The sequence below is a fragment of the Clostridium sp. SGI.024 genome (assembly GCF_050315195.1).
GTDB lineage: Bacteria > Bacillota > Clostridia > Clostridiales > Clostridiaceae > Clostridium.
Genome location: NZ_JBNPON010000003.1, coordinates 59163 through 80672 on the forward strand (window position 1 = coordinate 59163; position 21510 = coordinate 80672).

The window sequence follows — 21510 nt, forward strand, 5'->3', positions numbered from 1 at the left end:
CTTATAATTATCCTCTAATGCATCTTTACATTATTTCTTTACTCTTTTTTCTTTTTATAGTTAATCCAGCAATTGCAACTAGACTAAATGCTAATCCAAATATTAATATATTAATATTTGTGTTATCTTGTGTTTTTGGTGCTACTGGAGGCTTTGATGTGTTATTACTACTAGTATCCTCAGTCTTTTTAAGCTCCTTATTCATTGCCTTTGTAATATTAATAAGAGCTTTTAATACTTCATCTACTTCTTTTTCTGTTGCATTTTTATCATTAATAACTTTGTCAGCTGCTTTTAGTGCTTCTTGATATTTACTCCAGTTTTCCTTTGAATGATTTCCTTCTTTATAATATGCTAAGACTTCTTTGTAGAACTTTTCTAGCTTAGATTTATCTACCTTATTAGCTTCAGGCTTTTCTATATTTATAAGCTTATCCTGTGCACTCTTAAGAGTTGATAAAGCCTTATCTATTGCAGATTGTGTTGCTGCATTTTTATATGCTTCCTTAGCATCCTTTAATACATTTACAAAGTTATCTTTTTCTTCTCCATCTTTGTATTTATCTAAGTCTATCTTTTCAGCTGCTTCTATTGCCTTTCCTAATTCATTTCTATTAACTTCTTCTGGAACTTGTAGTAATTTTAATGCTCCTTGTGCCTCTGAAAGATTTTTAATAACAATATCAATTTCCTCTTGTGAAGTAGCATTATTAATTAAACCCTTTGCTGATGCCAATGCTTTTACAAAAGCATCTTTTTCTGCTCCATCTTCATATTTAACTAATTCTATCTTTTCAGAATTTGTAATAGCTTCTTCTAATGCTGTATAATCGAAGCTATCTTTTTTAACAGTTACTATAGCTTCTTCACTTAACCCAGCTGCATTTGTTATTGTTATCTTAGAAGTTCCTACATTTACTCCTGTAATAACACCATTTTGATTTACTTTTACAATATTTTCATCTGAAGAACTCCATACAATACCTTTTAGAATTGTATTCTTTGGACTTTGTAGAGTCATCTTCACTTTTTCGCCCATATTAATTGTTAAATCTTCTAATGTTGCTGTATCTGCAACCTTTTGTATACGGATTGGAGAAACTTCTGTTATTACTGCAAAATTACCTCTGCCATTTTCTACATATATTTTTATTGTTTTTGCATTTACTTCTTTACTAAGCCTAGAAGTAACCCATGCTCCACCTTGAGTTTCTGCATCTGAAAGTGTTATGGATTCTGAATTCTTAATGACATTTCCTTCTGCATCTAAGATTTCATATCTGTATTTTTGTATAACACCATTACTTCCATTTACTCTTTGTTGGAATTTAAAGCCTTCAATTTCTATTGTTTTTCCTAAATCTACTGTTAGAATAGCAGGATTTTCAGAACTAACTGTAAAGCCTTCTGACCAATTGGAGTGCCAGTAAGTAGAAGAGCTTCCATCTGTAGCTGCAGAGGCTACTCCACTTCCTTCTGGTTCTCCTGTTGGTTGTTCAGTGTTTGCAGTAGAAGTTATTTCAGGGAATTCTTCTCTTGGAATATCTATTACAACTTCATCTGAAATTTTCATTTCAAATACAACTTCTCTTTCCTCTGGAAGCTTTGCTGTAATAGTTACATTTCCTGCTCCTAATGCCTTTATAATATTAGCTTCTTTATCTACAACTGCTATCTCTTCATTACTTGAAGTCCAGTTTATTTTATCTAAACTACTACCATAAATTTTAGCTATTTCACCTTTATATAGATTTAAGCTTGAAAGTGTAACAGCAACAGCCTCTTTGTCTTCTTTAATTACAAGATTGTCAAGAACAAAATCTGTTTGTCCCATAGGACCACTTCCTGCTTTGCTTCCACTTTCATAAAGACCAATCCAAGTTTGTCCACTTCCACTTCCTATTACTTGCATATTAACATGTTTTGTTTCTCCTAAGGCCTGTGCAAGATATTGGTCTGCTGTAGGAGCTGTGTAATTTTTTCCATCTCCAATTACCATAGCATATGCTTTATCTGGTCCTGATTGATAATCAAATTCTACATTATATACTTTACCTGCTTCAAAACGGAAGTTTTGTGGTAGTGTTTGATAAATAATTCCAGTATTTGCTCCATGATGCTTTAATGACCAATTTCCTGAAATTACATCATCAATTACTCTTCCATTCCAGCCTGCTTGTGTATATGGTTCATGTAATTGTGATAAATGTGTTACTGGATCTGAAATACCTTGTGCAGAACTTAATACAAATGGATATAAGCCTTGTACTACTGTTTCGAAATCTTGTTTAAATGTTCCATCTTTTTGCAAGTTATTTAAAGACTTCTCTACTATACGAATATCGTCAACATAAGTAGAACCTTCTCCAATTTCTCTTGAAATAATTAAATCTGCAGTTTCTTTTTCTGCTGTAAATGAAACTTGCATACGTTGCATTTTACTTCCATTCTTTTGATCAGATTGCACATAGTTGTTTAAAATAGAAGCTTCAGTATAATTAGAAACTATCTTATCTCCAGCATCTACCTTAATAAATGCCTTTGCATTACTGTTATTTTCAACGTATATTTCTGCTACATATTCAGTACCCTTAGTTAGACCTGAAATAGTAGTACTTACATTTACATCTTCTGTAGGGCTATTAAATGCTAATCTTTGATCTCCAGTATTTGCTTTTTGTATTACAATTGCTTCATTTTCTATATCTCCTGTCCATATATGTGAAGATAATTTTTCTCCAACTGCATATCCATTAAAGCCTGGATCTACTACGTAATCTAATTCACCAAAATGATTTTTCAGCTCTTTAATTTCTGCACCTTTTACTAATATATATGCTGTAGCAGCCTTAGCATCTAAGCTTATATCTCCATTACTTACTGGAATATTTACTTCATTTATACGTCCTTGATCTGAAAGCTCATACATTACAACATTTCCAAGATTTTGCCATCCCTCTGGAAGTTGCCATGTAGTTTTTCCACCATCTAAATTCCAGTGATATAATTTTTCGGATCCATTTTCATCTGACCATGGTAATAAGTAGGTAACATCATTTAATACTACTTTTCCATTTAAAGTTATTGTACGTTCAATATTATCATCTTGTCTTTGTGCTTCATTTCTTGTTACAACAACTTCGTCTCCTGCATCATTTTTTAATTTAATTTGTTTTTCATGATTTCCTACAGGTGATTTTCCTTTTTCATAATTCTCCCAATCTGTTATATAGTAATGTTGTAAGAATTTAGTAGGTAAATTTTGATTAAAGGTTTGTAAAATATATCTATTGAAATCTTTATCTCCACCCCAGCCTTCAAAGCCATATAATCTATATCCTCCAAGCAATGGATTATCTGCTGTTCCTCTATATGATGGGTAGTTTAACACTTGAGAATCTCTCTGATCATTTCTTATGAAACGAATTATATCACTATTAAAGCCTTTTGCACTTGCTCCACCATAAGCTGCATCTGTAGACCAGTGTTGCCATGTAGAATCATATTCTCCTACTCCACTAAACTCTGTTGAGAATCTCCAGCCAAGTGAATTGATTTCTTTTACTACATTTCTTGTTTCCCAGGTATCTTGATACCATACGTCTAGATAAATGAAGTCCATATTATCTTCACGTTTTTCAGCATCTGCTTTAATTTCTTCCTTGCTTGCAGTTACTTCTCCTTTTGAATTTTCTACTGCTAATGGCCATTCTCTATTATAAAAGTGAGTTCCATTAATACGATCATATAATTGTACAAGACGTTTCCATCTTGCTTGGCTTGATAAATCCCAAAGTTTATCAATTACATGTGATTGGTCTAGCCATCCCCAACCTCTTGAAAATGGTTTTGCTAACATATCTTCATTAAATGAAGCTGCTTCTGGATATGCTTCTTGTGCATTTATATGAATACCAATTTCAGCATTGTAGTCATGGGCAATTTTAATTAAGCTTTGGAAATCCTTTACTCCCCCCTCACGTTCTGCAATATCTGCATATTCTGAATTAGCAGAGTCATGTCCTTCATTACCATATCCTTTTAATAAAATTGATTGTGCAAGGCCATCTGTTGCAAGATATACCTTTTTAATATTATCAGCTGTTGTTAAATATGGATTAGATGCCATACTTGCAAAATTCATAACTATACGATGATTAACAACATCTTTTACAACTTCTGATTTATATGGAACATTCATAATATCACGGAATGCAAGTGCTCCATCATTCCAATCAATATCTCCATCACCATTTTCGTCTGCTGCAATAGCTACCTTTGTACATGGTAAATCACTTACTGGATACGCTTCGTATCTGCTAGCTGCAGCTTGCCCATTCTTATCTCCTAATTCATAATACCAAGCTGCACTTGTAAGGCTTATTGTATCAGCGCCATTATTCCTAACAACACGTTTGTCTCCTTCAGCTTCTGAATTACTAAATAGACCTGCACTTAACCTTCCATTTGTAAGGAAGCCATATAAATAGGAATCTTTTTCTGATGGAATAAATCCATGTTCAAAGTCTATATAAGAATCCCCACTTACTGTAGTAGTTGTAGATGCTTTTGCACCTGCAAAATTAGCACCTTCTTCTACTGCATCTATTGTTAAAAGATTTAATCCTGGTACATCAATTGTTTTGATTTTAGCAGAGCCTTCTGCCTTCTTTATATCTATTACTTCCCATGTTAAATCATTTTCTTTTACGCTAATTTTTACTTTCATCTCTAAATTAATATTGTTTTCAGTATTTTTAACATCCATTGAATATACTCTGGAGTCCTCTGAATTTTCTATAGCTATCATAGTTGGTTCAATTTTAACACCATTAATTGCTATGCTATTAAGATTAGTTTCATTGCCACGGAAATATTTATTTTTTACTTCCACTCCATTTTCAAGAATTTGATATCTAGCAACAATTGGAAAGCCCTTCCCAATATATACTTTCATTTTATTTGATGCTATAGTATCATATTGTGTTAAATCTATAGCTGACTTTTCTTCTAATATAATGTCTATTTTATTATCTTTGTCTTCAATATTTACTTCTTTAGAATAAGCTTCATAGCCTGCTTTTGTAGCTGCTATATTATATTTTCCTATTTCTAACCCATCAAACTGATACCTACCATTTGCATCTGATTTTGTTGACTTTGCTCCTATACGTACAACTGCATCTGAAATTGGATTCTTATCTTGTGTTAATACAGTTCCTGATACAGGTACAAGTTTTGATATCTTTTCTTCAAATTTTTGCCCTTGTCTTTCTGCACAAAATACCCAATTATCATCCATACAATTTATATTATTGTATTTTACATCTGCAAAAGAAATTGTTGTTGCTCCATTTGTTTTTACACCAAATCTTCCTTTTCCAGCATTCTTATTGGCAAATTGAATTAAAGATTGATTCGTAACTCTAGAGGTAACTCCATTAACTGTTACTGATAAAGTTTCGTTGCTTAATGATATAGACATTTGTAATTCTTCACCTTCAACAGGTGCAGGAAGTCCTGGAATAGCTGGATAAGAACCACTTCCATCTAAATTATATTGGTAATACCACTTACTAGTAGCATCGTATCCAACATATAACCAGTTGCTATCGTTTACATAACTATAAAAAACTCCCCAGTTATTACTTGGCTTTATCTTTAATGAAATTGCTCCTGAATTCTCCATCTTCTTATCATTATCTAATAATAAAACTGGTGCATTTGCATTTGCATTACCATAAGAATGTCCACCAACATTATTAGAACCCCCTGATAAGACAAACCATTTTTGTCCTTGTTCAGATGGTACTTCCTCTTCTTCTCCTGGAAGTTTTACTGATGGTTCCCATATTTGTCCTGCAAGATTATCTTTATATAATATCCATGAATTATAGTTACTATCTCCAACTAATACGTCAGAAAAATATATGTCAGTATATTCTTCTTGATATCTAGCTCCTCCAAATCCTATTTGTCCCTTTTGATTCTTTAAACTGATAAATTCAGCTGTATTAATTAAAGCTTCTCCACTTTTTCCACTTGTCTTATTTTCTACCTTTAATTTAAGTCCACTTTCTTGATATACTGCGCTAATGCTTACAATATCATCTTTATTTAATTCTGGTAGACCACTAACTGATGGATATCCTGAACCACCATTTTTATACTCTATAAACCAACCTGTTGCTCCATCATATCCAACATATCCCCAATGATTATCATCTACATATTTTGTTACAAAACGAAATCTTGTATTATTTTTAGTACTTCCTATTTTCATCTGAAAGCTAATTGACTCATTTGTAATATCTTTTTTATCTGACAATACAAAAGCCTCTGGGGTGGCACTCCCAAAATGACCATTTCCATTACCACTTCCTGCCTTTAAATGTGCCACCATTTTTATTACAGCTAAAACATGCAATGATGGAAATATACATGTACAAAATACAGTAAGTGCAATTAATGCAGAGCAAAACCTCTTCACACTTTTCTTTCTAATACTACCCATTACTTACCTTCCCCTTTTTTAAATTTATAAATATCCTAGATTTCTATTAAATTTCTTAAGGCCTCCCTTCACAAAATTATTTTTATCTCAAACCTTGCATATATCATCATAAGTTCTTAAATATAATTATTTAACTTTATAGCTTCTAGATTTCAATATGAATTTACTTTTTATGAGTTTTGAATTTCTAATATGCTACAAATTATATAATATATTCATCTTTTGTGTATCCAATATATGGTTATTATATTACACTATCTTCATCAATTATATTGTTATATTGTTTAAAAGTTATAATATTTTGCTATATTAATACCCCAGGGGATTCTTTCCCCTGGGGTCTAACAATTTTCAAATGCATAATGTATAATTGATAATGAACAATTATTGAAATAACTCAGAGAAGCTGAGTTATAAAAACTATAAATTCCGAAGGAATTCAATCCTTAATTTTTTCATTCTTTCATTTAGATTTTGCGAATGCAAAAGAGAAACTTCATTTCTAAATTCCGACTCTGGAGGAATTTACTCCTTAATTCTACATTTTACATTCTACATTCTTCATTTCCCTAACGTTCCACTTAACAAAGATTAAAAGCCCAATACTTGCTAGTACCGTCATAAACAATATTAGTCCTATGGGTACTCCAAGCTCTATAATTTGTCCATATAATAATTGCCCTGGAGCTACACTTATTGTTGCAACTGCCACTGAAAAGGCAGATACTCTTCCTAACATATCCTGTGGTACTTCCTTTTGTATAAAGGTTAGTGTTAAAACATTTGATAAGGATAGTGACAGCATAATTGCCATACCCCCTATGGCAAATAAAGCAGCCAATGTGTAGTTGCTTGCTTTAATGCTTGTCAATGTGGACATTACTGTAATCCCTATTATCATTGGGAAATATGTATAGTGAACTTTTTTAATAGAAAACATATTTGGTTTTAATGTTATCCATAGTCCACCTAGTATCATTCCTAATACGCATATACCTTCTACTATTCCGTATACTTGTGAAGGTAGCCCTAAGAATATATTTATAAAGTAGGGTGCAATTATCGATAGTATTGGCACTAAGAATATATTGCATAAGGCATAGGAAGCTATAATTCCAAGTATAATTTTCTTTTCCTTCTTTAAATATATGAAGCTCTTTTTCATATCTACAAATGAATTCTTTATAAATGCTAGAGAGAATATTTTTTCTTCTTTTATATTCTCTTCATTTATTTTATTTATTTCATTATCTACATCCATTTTATATATTTCATTACATTTTTTATCTACTTTTACCTCTGTTTTTACATCTGGAATTTCTAAGAATAATTCCATTATTGCTGATAATAAGAAGCTTATTGCATTTATTATAACAATTGCATTTATTCCTACTAATCCATATAATACTCCTGCAAATATTGGGCCAACAAAATTTACAACTGATCCTACTTGATTTATTATTCCATTTGCAGATGTAAGTTTATCTTCTTCTACAACTTGTGGTATTGATGCTGTTACTGCTGGTCCATATAAGGTATAGCAAATTGATAATACAAACATAACTGTAGCTACTATTAATTCATGATCTCTACCTTGTAATAGTATAAAAGCGTATATTCCTATTAATATTGAGCAGAAGAAATCTAAATATACCATTATCTTTTTTCTATTTACCTTATCTGATAACATGCCTGCAATAGGTGCAAATAAAATATAAGGTATAGTTGATATTGCTAATATATTTGCAAAGGTAGCAGCACTACCTGTAAATTCTAATAAATATAAAGACATACTAAATCTTTGAATGGCATTTCCAAATAGGGAGATAATTTGCCCTATTACTATTATTATAAAGTTTTTATTTTTCATGCTTCCCCCCTAAGAAGTTCATAATCCATACATATTGGATATAGTCCATTTTCACTTTTTTGAAGGTTGGCTTCTATTCCGTAGATTTCTTTTAAATTTTCCTTATTAATTACCTCTAGTGGCTTTCCTTCACAAATAATCTTACCTTTTTTAAGACCAATTATATTATCTGCGAATCTACAAGCATTATTAAGCTCATGTAACACTATAACTACTGTAATATTTTTTTCTCTATTTAATTTTTGAAGTACTTCTAAGACTTCAAGCTGATAAGACATATCTAAGTAAGTTGTTGGCTCATCTAGCATTATTATTTCTGTTTCTTGAGCTAAGGTCATAGCAATCCAAGCTCTTTGTCTTTGCCCCCCTGATAAATTTTCAACTTCTCTATCAGCAAATTCAGAAAGTCCAGTTTCTTTTATTGCCCAGTCAATAATATCTTTATCATGACTATTAAGGCCACCTATGATTTTTTGATGAGGAAATCTTCCATAGGCTACTAATTCTCTTACTGTAAGCCCGCTTGGACAAACTGGTCCCTGTGGAAGAAAAGCAACTTCTTTAGCTATGTTTTTTTCTTTTATCTTTTTTATATTTTTGCTATTTATAAATATATCTCCACTTTTAGGCTTATTAATTCTAGCTATAGTCTTAAGCAAAGTGGATTTTCCACACCCATTAGCTCCAATTATTATACTTATTTTACCCTTTGGTATTGTTAAGTTCATATTTTCAATTATAGTATTGTTTTCATAAGCAACACTTAAATTATTTACACTAATAGCTTCCATAATTATTTCTCCTTCATCATTAAATAAATAAAATATGGTACTCCAAATATTGATACTGTTATCCCCACAGGAATTTCAATTGGTGAAAATAAATTTCTTGAAACTGCATCTGCAAGAAGAACTATAATAACGCTTATAATTGCTGATATCACTATAAACTTTTTGTGATAAGGACCTACCAGCTTCCTTGCAATATGTGGAGATATAAGTCCTAAAAAGCCTATATTTCCTGCAAAGGCTGTAGCTGTTCCTGCTAAAATAACTGCAAAGCTTAAAAACTTTTTTCTTTCTCTGTCTATATTTAAACCTAGTGAAATAGCTAGTTCATCTGAAAGACTTAATACATCTAATTTTTTATAATTTAATAAAACTAATATAAACATCAAAGTTACTATTGGTATTATTACCTTTGCATAGCTCCAGCCTGATCCCCAAAGACTTCCTGATGTCCAAACTAAAACTCTATTGTAATCTCCAACTCCTCCTCTAAAAGTAAAGAAGGTAATAAAAGCATTTAATCCTGCATTTAATCCTATACCTATAAGTAAAAGTCTCTTTGGCCTTATTACATTTCTACTTGATAGCATATATATTATAAATGAAGAAACTGCTGCTCCTATAATTGCCATTAGAGGTAATACAAATATGGAAAGCTGTCCAAGCTCTGCATAATAATTTCCTGTTTGATAAGTAATAAATATTACTGCTGCAACAGCTGCTCCAGCATTTATTCCTATTATTCCTGTATCAGCTAAATCATTTTTAGTTATTGTTTGAAGTATTGCACCAGCAGTTGATAATGCAATGGCTACAAATACTCCAACTAATAATCTTGGAAGTCTAATACTTAAAATTGCTGTATTTTGAAGTCTTGTTCCATTTCCAAGAAGAGTTTTTATAACATCTAAAACTGATACCTTGTATGTTCCCCAGCATAATGTAACTGCAAAAGAGATAACTAGTAAAATTAATAAAATTGTTAATGTTATTTTAAATTTATTTTTTTTCATTATCCCCTCTCCTTTCTTGCAACTGCTATGAAAAATGGTATTCCAATTAAGGCTGTAAATACTCCAATTGGAGTTTCATATGGGTCAAATAACATTCTTGCTGCAATATCTGCATAAGTTAGTAAAACTGCACCAAGCAAAAAGGAACAAGGTATATTTCTTCTGTAATCTTCTCCTAAGATTTTTCTAACTATTTGTGGCACAATAAGGCCTACAAAGGCAATGTTTTTACCTACTGCTACCGCTGCTGCACACATAGGTATCATAACCATAAGAGTTGTAAATCTTATTTTTTCTGGTTTTTCACCAAGTCCAATTGCCACATCATCTCCAAGATTTAATATATTTATTTTAGGTGATAATAAAATTGCTATAATAAGTCCTATAATTCCTACAAAAAATACTAGCTTAAAATCTGCCCAACTAGCATTTCTAAAACCACCTGACACCCAAAATCCTATCATTTGTGATTGATTTGATAAAAGTCCAATTATTGTTGTTAAAGAAATAAAAAATGTACTCATAGCTGTACCAGCTAAAAGAATCTTTGCAATAGAATTATTATTTGCTTTTTTAGATATAAATCCTAAAACAATAATTCCTGTTATTAATGCTCCTATAAATGAAGCTATCATTACATTTTTCGTATTTATTGCAATTCCTGTTGCATAAAATATGGCTATTACTAAAGTAGCTCCTTGGCTTACTCCTAAAATAGAAGGTTCAGCTATTGGATTTCTAGTAACACCTTGAATCATTGCGCCTGTTACTCCTAAAATTCCTCCTGTTAATAATACAGAAAGTGCTCTTGGAATTCTAACATCTCTAACTAACATAAGTTCTAAGGTTTCACTATAATTAAAAATACTGTCAAAAATGTCTGAAAAACCAATATGAACTGATCCTAGCCTTACAGCTAGAACCAGTCCTCCTATTAAAAGTAACAAACTACATATTACAAATATTGCTGTATGTTTCTTACTTTGTTTCATTTAACATGTCACCTATTTCATTTACTAATAATTCTCTTCCAATTGAGCTATATCCTTGGTTAAAGTATGGTGATGAATCTAATATTACAACCTTTCCTTCTTTAACTGCAGGTAAGCTATTCCATATTGCATTGCTTTGTAATTGTGCTAAGTCTTCTGCTGTTGCAATTGCAAATATATAATCTGCTTTAATTGATGCTAATCCTTCATAAGTTACAACTGGAAGGCTTATATCACTTTGTTCTGGCATTCCTTCTGGTTTCTTAAGTCCCATATCTTCATATAAAACACTACCAAATCCTGCTCCATCAAATACGAAGAATTGACCACCACTTGCTAAGAATGAAAGATATGTAGTATCTTCACCATATTCTGATTTAATCTTTTCTCCAGCTTCCTTTGCTTTTGCTTCATAATCTGCTAACCATTTGTTTGCTGCATCTTCTTTATTAAATACTTTTGCAAATGCCTTTACATCTTCTTTCCAATTTAATGCTTCTAATTGAATCATAACTGTTGGTGCAATTTCACTTAATTGATCATACATCTTTTCTTGAACTGTTGATATAACGATTAAGTCTGGGTTTAAGTTCATAACTGCTTCTACATCCATAGTATCTTGCATACTATATCCTAATATTTCAGCACCCTTTAATGTTTCTTCTAAATATGAAGGAAACTTAGTGTAATCATAAGCATCACTATTAGCTGTTCCTATAACTTTATATCCTAAAATTGATAATATATCACTATTTCCACTTAAATCTACTATTCTTTGAGGCTCTGCTGGTATTTCCACTTCTCCTCTAACGTCTGTAACTGTTACTGTCTTTTCTGAAGTTTTATCATTACTTGTACCACCATTAACTCCGCAACCTACTAACATTACTGCTGTCATGCATGTAGCTACTAAAGTCTTTAATATATTTCTTTTCATATTATACCTCCATCATATTTGGTGATTATTTTTTATAATTATTTTAAACATTTCTTTTCTCCTGTTGAATTGTATATGATATTCATTCTCAATACAACACTTGCACCTAATTTAATAATTTTATCATCTATTATAATAAAATTGTGTTATAATACCTACTTAATAATATTATTCTCAAATATAATTTAAAAATGTAAATGTACAAAAAAATTATTAATTATTAAGAAGGAGATCCAATGATTTATAAGACAACAAAGGAATTTCAAGAAATGGTTTTGAATAAAATGACCTTTACTTCTTTCCCTACGGAAAATTACACTTTATATAAAAATGCCCATAGACCTGACCTTGGACATTTTATTAAATATTCTAGAGAAGGATATTATGACTTTGGCATTGGGGACTATACAATTGCAAAAGATTTTTCCCTTTCCTTCGATCACAAAGAAGAATTTATCCGTTTTGGAACTGTTTATACTGGAGAAACCAAATTTAAAATAGAAAATAATCCTGTATCTTCCTTTACTCCTTCTTCTTTCTTTATTGTAGAGAAAGGACTTAAAGGAAGTCAGCTTTGGAAAAAGGGACAACACTTTCATGGTGCAGAAATAACAATTTACAAAAAGTATTTTGATGAAATAATTAATCCTAATTTTAAAAACACTATTGATTTAAGTAATTTTATTTATAATTATACTTATCGTTATTTGCCCCTGGAAATAGCATCAATTATTCAAAATCTAAGAAGCTTAGCAGAAGTTGATGAATTAACTCCCTTATATTTAGAAAGTAAAATTATAGAATCTATTGACTTAATTTCTAAAGAGATTTATTCATCTCCACAAAATGCTTTCACTAATCAATTAAATTATGGTGATATAAAGATAGGAAAAGATAGATATGTAAAGCTAACAGCCTCTGATGCTAAGGCAATACAAAAGGCTTATGATATTTTAACAAAAGAAGCTTGTAACCCACCTACTATTAAGAGCTTAAGTAAAAGGGTTTTTCTTAATGAACAAAAGTTAAAGGCAGGCTTTTCTGCAAAATATCATATGTCCATTAGCCAATATACTAATTCTATTAGAATGACCATGGCAGAAAATTTATTATCTACAACAGAATTAAGCGTAGATGAAATTGCTAAAATTCTGGGCTACAATTATAGTGGAAACTTTGTAAAGATGTTTAAAAAGGTTCATGGTAAAACTCCCCTTGCCTTCAGGAAACATAAGAATTTAGACTAAAATAGATTGTATTTTTATGTACAATATAGAAATAGAAAAAGTATTACTAATATAATCCTAGTAATACTTTTTTTATATAGGCTTCTGTTTTAAAATGTTGTTGTTATTTCATATTAATGTATCTATTAATAGCTTTATAATTAATAACAACAATTTTCTAAAACAGACTTATATACTCTTAAAGATTATAGCTCTAATTTCATAACCATCTCGTTATCATCACGTTCACCTGTATCTTTAAAGCCAACCTTTTCATAGATGTGAATTCCATGAGAATTATCTATATTACAAGTTAACATAACTTTGTTTGATTCTCCAAAAGGCTTAGATTTAATATAATCTAAAGCTAATTTTAATGCTTCAGTTCCATATCCTTTCTCTTGATATTTCTCATCAATCATCATATGCCAAATATTATATGTTTCTTCATCATAATCATAAATAACCATAACATATCCAACCATTACATTACCCTTATAAATTCCAAAAGGTGTACATTGATTATAATATACATAAGCTTGAGCTAAACTACGAATTGGATGTGATACAAATTTATTTTGTCCTTCTCCAAGTTTTAAATTGAAACATTCAATAAAATTACTCTCATTTATTTTCTCTAAAATTAAGTCTTTATTCAAAAAACTTCCCCCTTTTTTGAAATTCAGCTAGCCTGAATTTCTTCCTTCAGTACTAACATATATAAGATATAATTTATATCTTACTCAAACTCATTATATTCCTTCTTAGAATACTTATGATGCTCCATACAAGCTACTAGTGGAATTTCATATCCATACTCTGTAAAGTTTATTTCTGTAAGGCTTGTCTGCTTTATAAATGGATGGTCCCACAAAGTGTCTATATCTTTATTTTCTAATTCAGTTAAATAAGATTTTAAAGTAATAGTATGAGTTACTATTAAAATAGTTTTTCCCTTTTCTTTTTGTAAAATATCATTTATAGTCTTAAAGGACCTTTCTTTAACTTCATTAAAGGTTTCCCCATTTCCTGTAGGAATATATTTTGATGGTACATTCCAAAAATTAAAGTGATTTTCTTTTTCCATAGATTTAATAGTTTCTTGATCCTGACCTTCCCAATCACCAAAACTCATTTCTTTCAATCCATCATGGCAGATTAAAGGAATATCTCTATCCCCTCTAATAATTTTAGCAGTATTATAAGCCCTTCCTATAGGACTTGAATATATAACATCAATATGTAAATCTTTCATTCTTTCTCTAAGCCATATTGCTTGATTTTTTCCTAATTCAGTTAATGGTGAATTTCCCCAGCCTTGCATTCTACCTTCTTCATTCCACTCTGTTTCACCATGTCTTGTTAAATATAACTTTGTCATATATCCCTCCATAAATTCTAATTTCTTCTTATATTATACACTCTATAAGAAATACTTAATATTAAAAGTTAAATTGCTTATTTAATTAATTATTAATTATGTATATAATATTATATAAAAGTAGTATTTTGTTAATAATATAGGAGGTGTAATTTTGCTTACTAATGTTGAATTTAATTTAGATAAAAAAATAGTAGAAGAAATTTATGAAATAGCAAGTAAATATAAAAGCATTCGTAAAATTCTCTTATTTGGTTCTAGGGCTCGTAAGGATAATTCACCTAAAAGTGATATAGATTTAGCAATATATATTGATGATTATTCATTTGATTTATCAGATTTTATATATGATATAGAAAATAATACAAGTACATTACTGGAATTTGATTTTACTAATATTAATGAAATAGATGATAGTTTTTTCATAGAACAAGTTGAAAGAGAGGGAATCCCTATATATGAGAAATGTTGAATTTAAATATATGAATTTAAAGAAAGCATATAGTAAACTTAAAGAAGTTAGTGATATATATGATGGAAATAACGATATAATTAGAGATTCATTAATTCAAAGATTTGAATTTACTTATGAGCTAACTCATAAGACTTTAAAGGAATTTATGAAGTATTTAGGTGTTACTTTAGAAAACTCTTTTCCAAGAACAATATTTAAAAAGGCATATGTCAATAATTTAATTTCTGATGATAAGGTTTGGATTAATCTTTTAGAAGACAGAAACTCAACTTCTCACATTTATAATGAAAGTATGGCTGAAGAAATTGCAGATAGAATAAAAAATCAATATGTTGCTGCTATTAGTGAATTAATAGATAATTTGGAAAAACTTTTATAATAAAGGTGTTATTACTATAGCACCTTTATTTTTTATAGTATTATATATTTTTTATGTTTATTTTTAAAAAAATCTGAAAATTATCAACAATAAATACTATTTTATTCACAATTTTCAGTTAATAAAATTTATTTTATTGTTAATAACTTACTGCAATATATCAAATAGAATTAAAAAAGGATTCCTCTAATAGGAACCCCTTATTTGGCCATATCTAAATTAACATCTATTTCGTCATCTTCATCTGCTAAGTCAAGTATTTCTAAGATTTTTTCTGATCTTTCTTTAGTTGAGCCTGTAATTAATTGATAATTAACATTTTCAGCTTCTAAGAAACTTAAGATAGCGTTGTCCACTGCTTGAGCAACTTCTTCATCTTGCCATCTTACTCCATCCTTAGTATAACCAAATTCTCTTGGTACAAAGAATATGTGATCGTATTTTGGTAAATCTCTTAATGCTAATATGTATAAATCCTTTAATATTTCTATTTCCTTGCTTGTTCTTTTTTTATCTCCAAGCATGAATCTTCCATATATGTATGGAACAAAAGTTGCATAATCTGTAATTGCATAATCAAAGTCATTTAAGCTGTTTTCAATGTGAAGTTGTCCTAAATATATTCCATATTGCTCTGCTATATTTTCAATCATTCCTTTATCTCTTAAATAGTCAGTGCTATATTCAGTTGCTACTCCAACATTTAAGTCTCTAATTTTCATTTCAACATAAAGTTGTTGTATTAATGTAGTCTTTCCACATCTTGGCCCACCTAAAATGGCAATTCTCTTTGGCATAGTAAACCCTCCAAAAAATTCTATCTAAAAAGTGAATTGTTTTTTCAAAATAGATATTTATTATATCAATAATTCAGAATAATTTCAATGTATATTCTAGGAATAGGTAAGAAGTAAGAGTGAAGAAGTAAAAGTGAAGAAGTAATAGTGAAGAGATAGGGGTAAAGAAAAAGCTCCGCTATGAAGCGAAACTTTTTCTAATTCATAATGCACTTTAATAAATGCATAATGCATTCTTCATTATTTTATAAGTCCTTCTGCTTTTAAGAACTCTATAGCAACATCTTTTGGGTCTCTCTTATTTTCATCAACTTCATAATTCATTTTTATCATTTTTTCTTCTGTGATTAATCCATCTAATAATCCTATAACTTCTTCAAGTTCTGGATATTCTTCTAAGGTTTCTTCTTTTACAACTGTAACTGCATCATATGGTGGAAAGAATTTCTTATCGTCTTCTAATACTACTAAATCAAACTTTTCTATTAGTCCATCTGTAGTAAATGCATCAGTTACATCTGTTTCTCCACTATTAAGTGCTGTATATCTTAAACCTGTTTCCATTGGCTTAACTGCTTTAAATTTCATATTATAAGTTTTTTCTAGTCCAATTAATCCATCTTCTCTATTTGGGAACTGGATTGTTGGTCCAAGAGTTAATTGATTTGATACTTTTGCTAAATCTGAAACTGTTTTTAAATTATATTTTTCTGCTGTTTCTTTTGTTACAGCCATTGCATAGGTGTTATTAAAGCCTAAAGGATTTAATACTGTTATTCCAAATTCTTTTGCGAATCTTTCTTTTACTATATTATATACTTCTTGTGTATCTGAATTAGGTTCATCAATTTTCAACATAGTTACATAAGCTGTTCCTAAGTATTCTACGTATAAATCTATTTCTCTTGATTTAATTGCAGTAAAGGTTACTTGACTACCACCAAGATTTAATTGTTCCTCTACTTCATAATCTGTTTTATCTTGAATTAATTGTGAAAGTATATTACCTAAAATTAATTGTTCTGAGAAATTCATTGAACCAACAGTTATCTTTTTCTTATTCATTGAAGCTACTTTAGGAACAATAAGTAAGATTAAGCATACTAAAACTGCTACAGAAGTAATAATAGTATATAATTTCTTTTTCTTTTTAGAAATTCTCTTTCCTCTTTTAACCTTCATACTTCCATCTGCTCTCTTTATTCCATTAGGCATAGTTGCATTTTCTATTTTTCCTGCTATCCAATCAATAAATAATGCTAATATTGCTGCTGGAATCGCACCAAATAAGATTAAGTTATTATCTACAGTTTGAATTCCTGAATATACTAAATATCCAAGTCCTCCTGCCCCTACAAAGGCTGCAATGGTCATAAGTCCTACAGCTGTTACTGCTGCCATTCTTACACCAGCCATAATTACTGGCATTGCCAGTGGAATTTTTATTAATCTAAGAGTTTGTCCATTGGTCATACCTAATCCCTTAGCTGCTTCTAACATATCTGGGTTTATATTTGTTATACCTGTATATGTGTTTTTAATAAGAGGTAACATTGAATATAGTACTACCATTGTAATGGCAGGAGCTGATCCTATCCCTATAACTGGAATTAAAAATCCTAGTATAGCTAAACTGGGAATAGCTTGTACTAAATTTGCAAATCCAATAACTATATTAGCAACTTTCTTATTCTTTGTTATAAAAATCCCTAGTGGGACACCTATAACTACTGCAATTAAAACAGCAATTATGGTTAATTCTATATGTTTAGCTAGAAGTGATAATATTTCTGTTTTTCTTACTGCTAACTGTTCTAAAAACTTACTCATTAGTTATTCCCCCCGTTCTCTATATACTGACTGCTTAAAACTGAAATTAAACTACTTCTTGTAACAAGTCCTAATAGTTTACCCTCATCATTACATACAGGTAAGTATCCCTTCTTTAAATTATTAAATACTTCTAATAATTCTGGTAATGTTTTGTCTCCACAAACGCAAACAGGCTCTCTACTCATAATTTCTTCTACTAAAATATTCTTATTTTCTACTCTTTGAATATTTTCTAATGTTACATATCCTAGTAGCTTTCCTACCTTATTGATAACAAGTAAACTATCTACCTTCTTTTCTCTCATAATTTGAGCTGCTTGAAGAAGATTTCTCTTAGGATTAACTGTAATAGGATTTGTAATCATAACATCTACTGCCTTTATCATTTCAGGCTTTGTCCAAATCTTATTCTTACCAACGAATTCTTCTACATATTCTCCTGCTGGATTTTTTAATATATTTTCTGGTGTATCATATTGAAGAATTTTTCCATCCTTTAATATGCATATCTTATCAGCTAAATTTAGTGCTTCATCCATATCATGTGTTACAAAAACTATAGTCTTTTTATATTCTTTTTGAATATTAAACAATTGCTCTTGAAGCTCTGTTCTAGTTATTGGGTCTAAAGCGCTAAAAGGCTCGTCCATCAATATTATTTCTGCATCTGTTGCAAAGGCTCTGGCAACTCCAACTCTTTGTTGTTGTCCTCCACTTAGTTCTACTGGATATCTATCACTATACTTTTCAGGATCTAAACCTACCATATTAAATAGTTCTACTGTTTTTTTATCTATTTCTTCTTGAGATCTTCCCATAAGCTTTGGAATTATTTCTATATTTTCCTTAACTGTCATATGTGGAAATAATCCAGTTTGTTGTATAACATATCCTATACTTCTTCTTAATTCTATTGGATCTACATCTTTATTATTTTTACCATCTACAAATATATCTCCTGATGTAGGCTCAATTAATCTATTTATCATCTTAAGCAAAGTAGTTTTTCCACAACCACTAGAACCTATTAAAACAACTAAATTACCTTTATCTATCTTTAAATTAAAATCCTCTAAAACAATACTATTTTTATAGCTTTTTTTAATATTTTTAAACTCTATCATAATAAACCTCCTTTATCACCCAAAATTCTCATTTTTATACAACAACTTTTATTATACTCTTAAGTTGTCAGTTAGTCAAAATTTTATGAATATTTTAAATTTAATTCTGCTTAAAAACAATAAATTTAGTAGTAACCTAGTGCTACTATAGTATATTAATAGTTTAAAGTTAAAGAAAAAAACTCCCGTAGGAGTTTCTAAAATAAATGTTTTTTTAATAATAAAATTATTTTTAGTCATGTTTCTTTTATTTCTTAAAATATCTTATATACTTATCCATGACATGCAATTATATCCATCTTTCCTTCTAGGGTGAATTCATCACAATGTCTTGTTACCATAAAGCTTTCTCCAGCTTTTATCTTTATTCCATTAATAGTACCTTCTCCAGTAATAACAAAACATCCGCAAAAAGGTTTTTTCCTTGGAATTTTTCCCCTTCCATCTACCTTATAAAGCCAAGCAGAATAATCCTCATTATCTGCCATAAATCGTTCCTTAATGGATCCATATTGAGTAACTTTTTCTTCGAACTCTATATATTCATCTGGTATTAATATATTTTTCTTTGCATTTTCAATATCTAATTTTCTTTTATTTCCATTACTATCTAAACGATCATAGTCATAAATCCTATATGTTATAGGACATGGATTAGAGATTTCTATAAAAAAGCTACCTTTTTGGATTGAGTGAATAGTTCCTGCTTTTATAGCATAAAAAGAGCCTGGTTCAATTGGATGTCTTATTAATAATTCTTCCCACATCCCATTTTTAATGTAATCATCTAACTCCTCCAAGGATTTAGCATTACATCCAAAAATAACAGTATTGTTTGGAGTAGTTTCTTGAAAATACCAGCATTCTGATTTACCATGCATTCCAAGATTTCTCATAGCCCACTCTTCACGAGGATGAACCTGAACGCTTAAATTTTCTGATGCAAAACAAGCATTTAATGATATAGACATAATATCATCATATTTTCTTTCATCTTTCTTTCCAAAATATAAAGGATCATTTTCATATAGCCACTTTAAATTTTTTCCTGAATATTTCCCATTAGTTATTATACAATCACTTCCAAATCCTCCTAATGGGCATTTATTAACATCTATATTGGGAGAAACATCAAGATTATATCTTCTAACTAAGGTACCATCCCCCCAAATTGCTTCCATATTTAATGGTGGCTTTTTTAAAATTAATATTTCTTCCATTCTACTCACCCATTTTCTAAATTAACAATTTAACTTTCATTAATTAATGAATTTGTATATTCAAAATTGAGTTCAAAAATATTATGAAGGGAGCTTAGTGTAATTTTTCTAATAAATATTATTTTAATTTAGCTAATATAGACTGGTATTCACTCAAAAGTTCTTCTAAGGAGTCTGTCTGCTTTTTTGCTAAACCAAGAAATAATATATCTACTATAAATAGTTGGCCATATCTTGAAAAAATCGGTGATAATCTTGTTGCATTAAGCTCTGTACTTGGAACTACAAGTATTAAATCAGCTAATTCAGCAAGTTCACTATTTGAATTTCTAGTTATAGCAATACACTTTGCTCCACTTTTTTTAGCCTCTTTAACTGCTAAATTTACTTCTTTAGTTTTTCCACTAAAGGAAACTGCTATTATAATATCATCACAAGTTGCAATTCTAGCATTTAAAACTCCATAATTACTATCTGTATTATAAATACACAGTTTTTTTATACGCATTAGCTTTTGTATAAAATCAGAAATTATTATACTAGAGGAGCCTATACCAAAGAAATATACAGATTTTGCATTATTAATCAATTCAATTGCACTAATAAATTGATCTATTCCATTCATTTTATATACATCATTACAAATTTTTAAAATACTGTTCATTATATTATTTGGCATCTCTTCAATTGAATTAGCCCAGTTGAAGATCTCATTTGTTCTAGAGTAAGCTTCCTTTTCAATATTAGTTGCTAATTCTATTTTTAATTGAGCAAAGGTTTTATCGCAATATTTCTTTACAAATTTTGAAATTGATGCTGATGAAATATTCAATTCTTCTGCCATATCATGTATATTTGCTTTTATAAACTTATCATTATTATTCAATATATAGTCTGCAATAATTTTTTCTGTATTTGTCATTAAATCATAATTTTTCTTAATTAAAATTAGACTGTCCAT

Annotated in this window: 16 protein-coding genes; 3 read left to right on the forward strand and 13 right to left on the reverse strand. The window is 29.7% G+C overall.

Features of this window, described 5'->3' with window-relative positions:
* Window positions 1–25: 25 nt before the first annotated feature.
* From ACQRD5_RS01740 to ACQRD5_RS01765, 6 genes are all read right to left on the reverse strand, one after another.
* Entirely contained in the window at window positions 26–6514 is a 6489-nt protein-coding gene (locus tag ACQRD5_RS01740; protein ID WP_427746465.1) for an endo-alpha-N-acetylgalactosaminidase family protein, read from the reverse strand.
* Window positions 6515–7052: 538 nt separating this feature from the next.
* On the reverse strand, window positions 7053–8384 hold the full coding sequence (locus ACQRD5_RS01745) for an MFS transporter (RefSeq protein WP_294169085.1): 1332 nt from the start codon (window positions 8382–8384) through the stop codon (window positions 7053–7055).
* Window positions 8381–9175 carry an ABC transporter ATP-binding protein gene (locus ACQRD5_RS01750; RefSeq protein WP_291628558.1) on the reverse strand — a complete coding sequence of 265 codons (795 nt, stop codon included), beginning with the start codon at window positions 9173–9175 and terminating at the stop codon, window positions 8381–8383. Before ACQRD5_RS01750 ends, ACQRD5_RS01745 begins: the two co-directional genes overlap by 4 nt.
* Before the next feature lie 2 nt (window positions 9176–9177).
* Window positions 9178–10185, reverse strand: a complete 1008-nt coding sequence (locus tag ACQRD5_RS01755; RefSeq protein ID WP_427746468.1) for a FecCD family ABC transporter permease — start codon at window positions 10183–10185, stop codon at window positions 9178–9180.
* Entirely contained in the window at window positions 10185–11177 is a 993-nt protein-coding gene (locus tag ACQRD5_RS01760; RefSeq protein WP_291628562.1) for a FecCD family ABC transporter permease, read from the reverse strand. Before ACQRD5_RS01760 ends, ACQRD5_RS01755 begins: the two co-directional genes overlap by 1 nt.
* Entirely contained in the window at window positions 11164–12114 is a 951-nt protein-coding gene (locus ACQRD5_RS01765; protein ID WP_294169079.1) for an iron-hydroxamate ABC transporter substrate-binding protein, read from the reverse strand. Before ACQRD5_RS01765 ends, ACQRD5_RS01760 begins: the two co-directional genes overlap by 14 nt.
* Window positions 12115–12350: 236 nt before the next feature.
* On the opposite strand from ACQRD5_RS01765, the gene ACQRD5_RS01770 reads away from it, so the two are divergent.
* Window positions 12351–13361 carry a helix-turn-helix domain-containing protein gene (locus ACQRD5_RS01770; protein WP_291627567.1) on the forward strand — a complete coding sequence of 337 codons (1011 nt, stop codon included), beginning with the start codon at window positions 12351–12353 and terminating at the stop codon, window positions 13359–13361.
* A 185-nt stretch (window positions 13362–13546) separates the two neighbouring features.
* On the opposite strand, the gene ACQRD5_RS01775 is transcribed toward ACQRD5_RS01770, so the two are convergent.
* Both ACQRD5_RS01775 and ACQRD5_RS01780 read right to left on the reverse strand, forming a co-directional pair.
* Window positions 13547–13999, reverse strand: coding sequence for a GNAT family N-acetyltransferase (locus ACQRD5_RS01775; protein ID WP_291627565.1), 453 nt, complete (start codon window positions 13997–13999; stop codon window positions 13547–13549).
* An 80-nt stretch (window positions 14000–14079) separates the two neighbouring features.
* Window positions 14080–14721, reverse strand: a complete 642-nt coding sequence (locus ACQRD5_RS01780; protein ID WP_291627563.1) for a histidine phosphatase family protein — start codon at window positions 14719–14721, stop codon at window positions 14080–14082.
* Between the two features lie 154 nt (window positions 14722–14875).
* On the opposite strand from ACQRD5_RS01780, the gene ACQRD5_RS01785 reads away from it, so the two are divergent.
* Together ACQRD5_RS01785 and ACQRD5_RS01790 are read left to right on the forward strand one after the other, a co-directional pair.
* Entirely contained in the window at window positions 14876–15193 is a 318-nt protein-coding gene (locus ACQRD5_RS01785; RefSeq protein ID WP_291627560.1) for a nucleotidyltransferase family protein, read from the forward strand.
* Window positions 15180–15575 (forward strand): nucleotidyltransferase substrate binding protein, encoded by a 396-nt coding sequence (locus ACQRD5_RS01790; RefSeq protein WP_291627559.1) that lies wholly within the window; start codon window positions 15180–15182, stop codon window positions 15573–15575. Before ACQRD5_RS01785 ends, ACQRD5_RS01790 begins: the two co-directional genes overlap by 14 nt.
* A gap of 200 nt (window positions 15576–15775) precedes the next feature.
* On the opposite strand, the gene ACQRD5_RS01795 is transcribed toward ACQRD5_RS01790, so the two are convergent.
* The 5 genes from ACQRD5_RS01795 to ACQRD5_RS01815 form a co-directional block, all read right to left on the reverse strand.
* Window positions 15776–16372 (reverse strand): ATP-binding protein, encoded by a 597-nt coding sequence (locus tag ACQRD5_RS01795; RefSeq protein ID WP_291627557.1) that lies wholly within the window; start codon window positions 16370–16372, stop codon window positions 15776–15778.
* A 240-nt stretch (window positions 16373–16612) separates the two neighbouring features.
* A complete protein-coding gene (locus tag ACQRD5_RS01800) occupies window positions 16613–18202 on the reverse strand; it encodes a glycine betaine ABC transporter substrate-binding protein (protein WP_291627555.1) in 1590 nt (529 codons plus the stop codon).
* On the reverse strand, window positions 18202–19329 hold the full coding sequence (locus ACQRD5_RS01805; RefSeq protein ID WP_291627553.1) for an ABC transporter ATP-binding protein: 1128 nt from the start codon (window positions 19327–19329) through the stop codon (window positions 18202–18204). The genes ACQRD5_RS01800 and ACQRD5_RS01805 overlap by 1 nt, the downstream gene beginning before the upstream one ends.
* Window positions 19330–19601: 272 nt before the next feature.
* On the reverse strand, window positions 19602–20549 hold the full coding sequence (locus ACQRD5_RS01810; protein WP_427746470.1) for a class I mannose-6-phosphate isomerase: 948 nt from the start codon (window positions 20547–20549) through the stop codon (window positions 19602–19604).
* Window positions 20550–20667: 118 nt separating this feature from the next.
* The gene (locus tag ACQRD5_RS01815) at window positions 20668–21510 is read right to left on the reverse strand and encodes a MurR/RpiR family transcriptional regulator (protein WP_291627549.1); all 843 of its coding nucleotides are present in this window, start codon (window positions 21508–21510) and stop codon (window positions 20668–20670) included.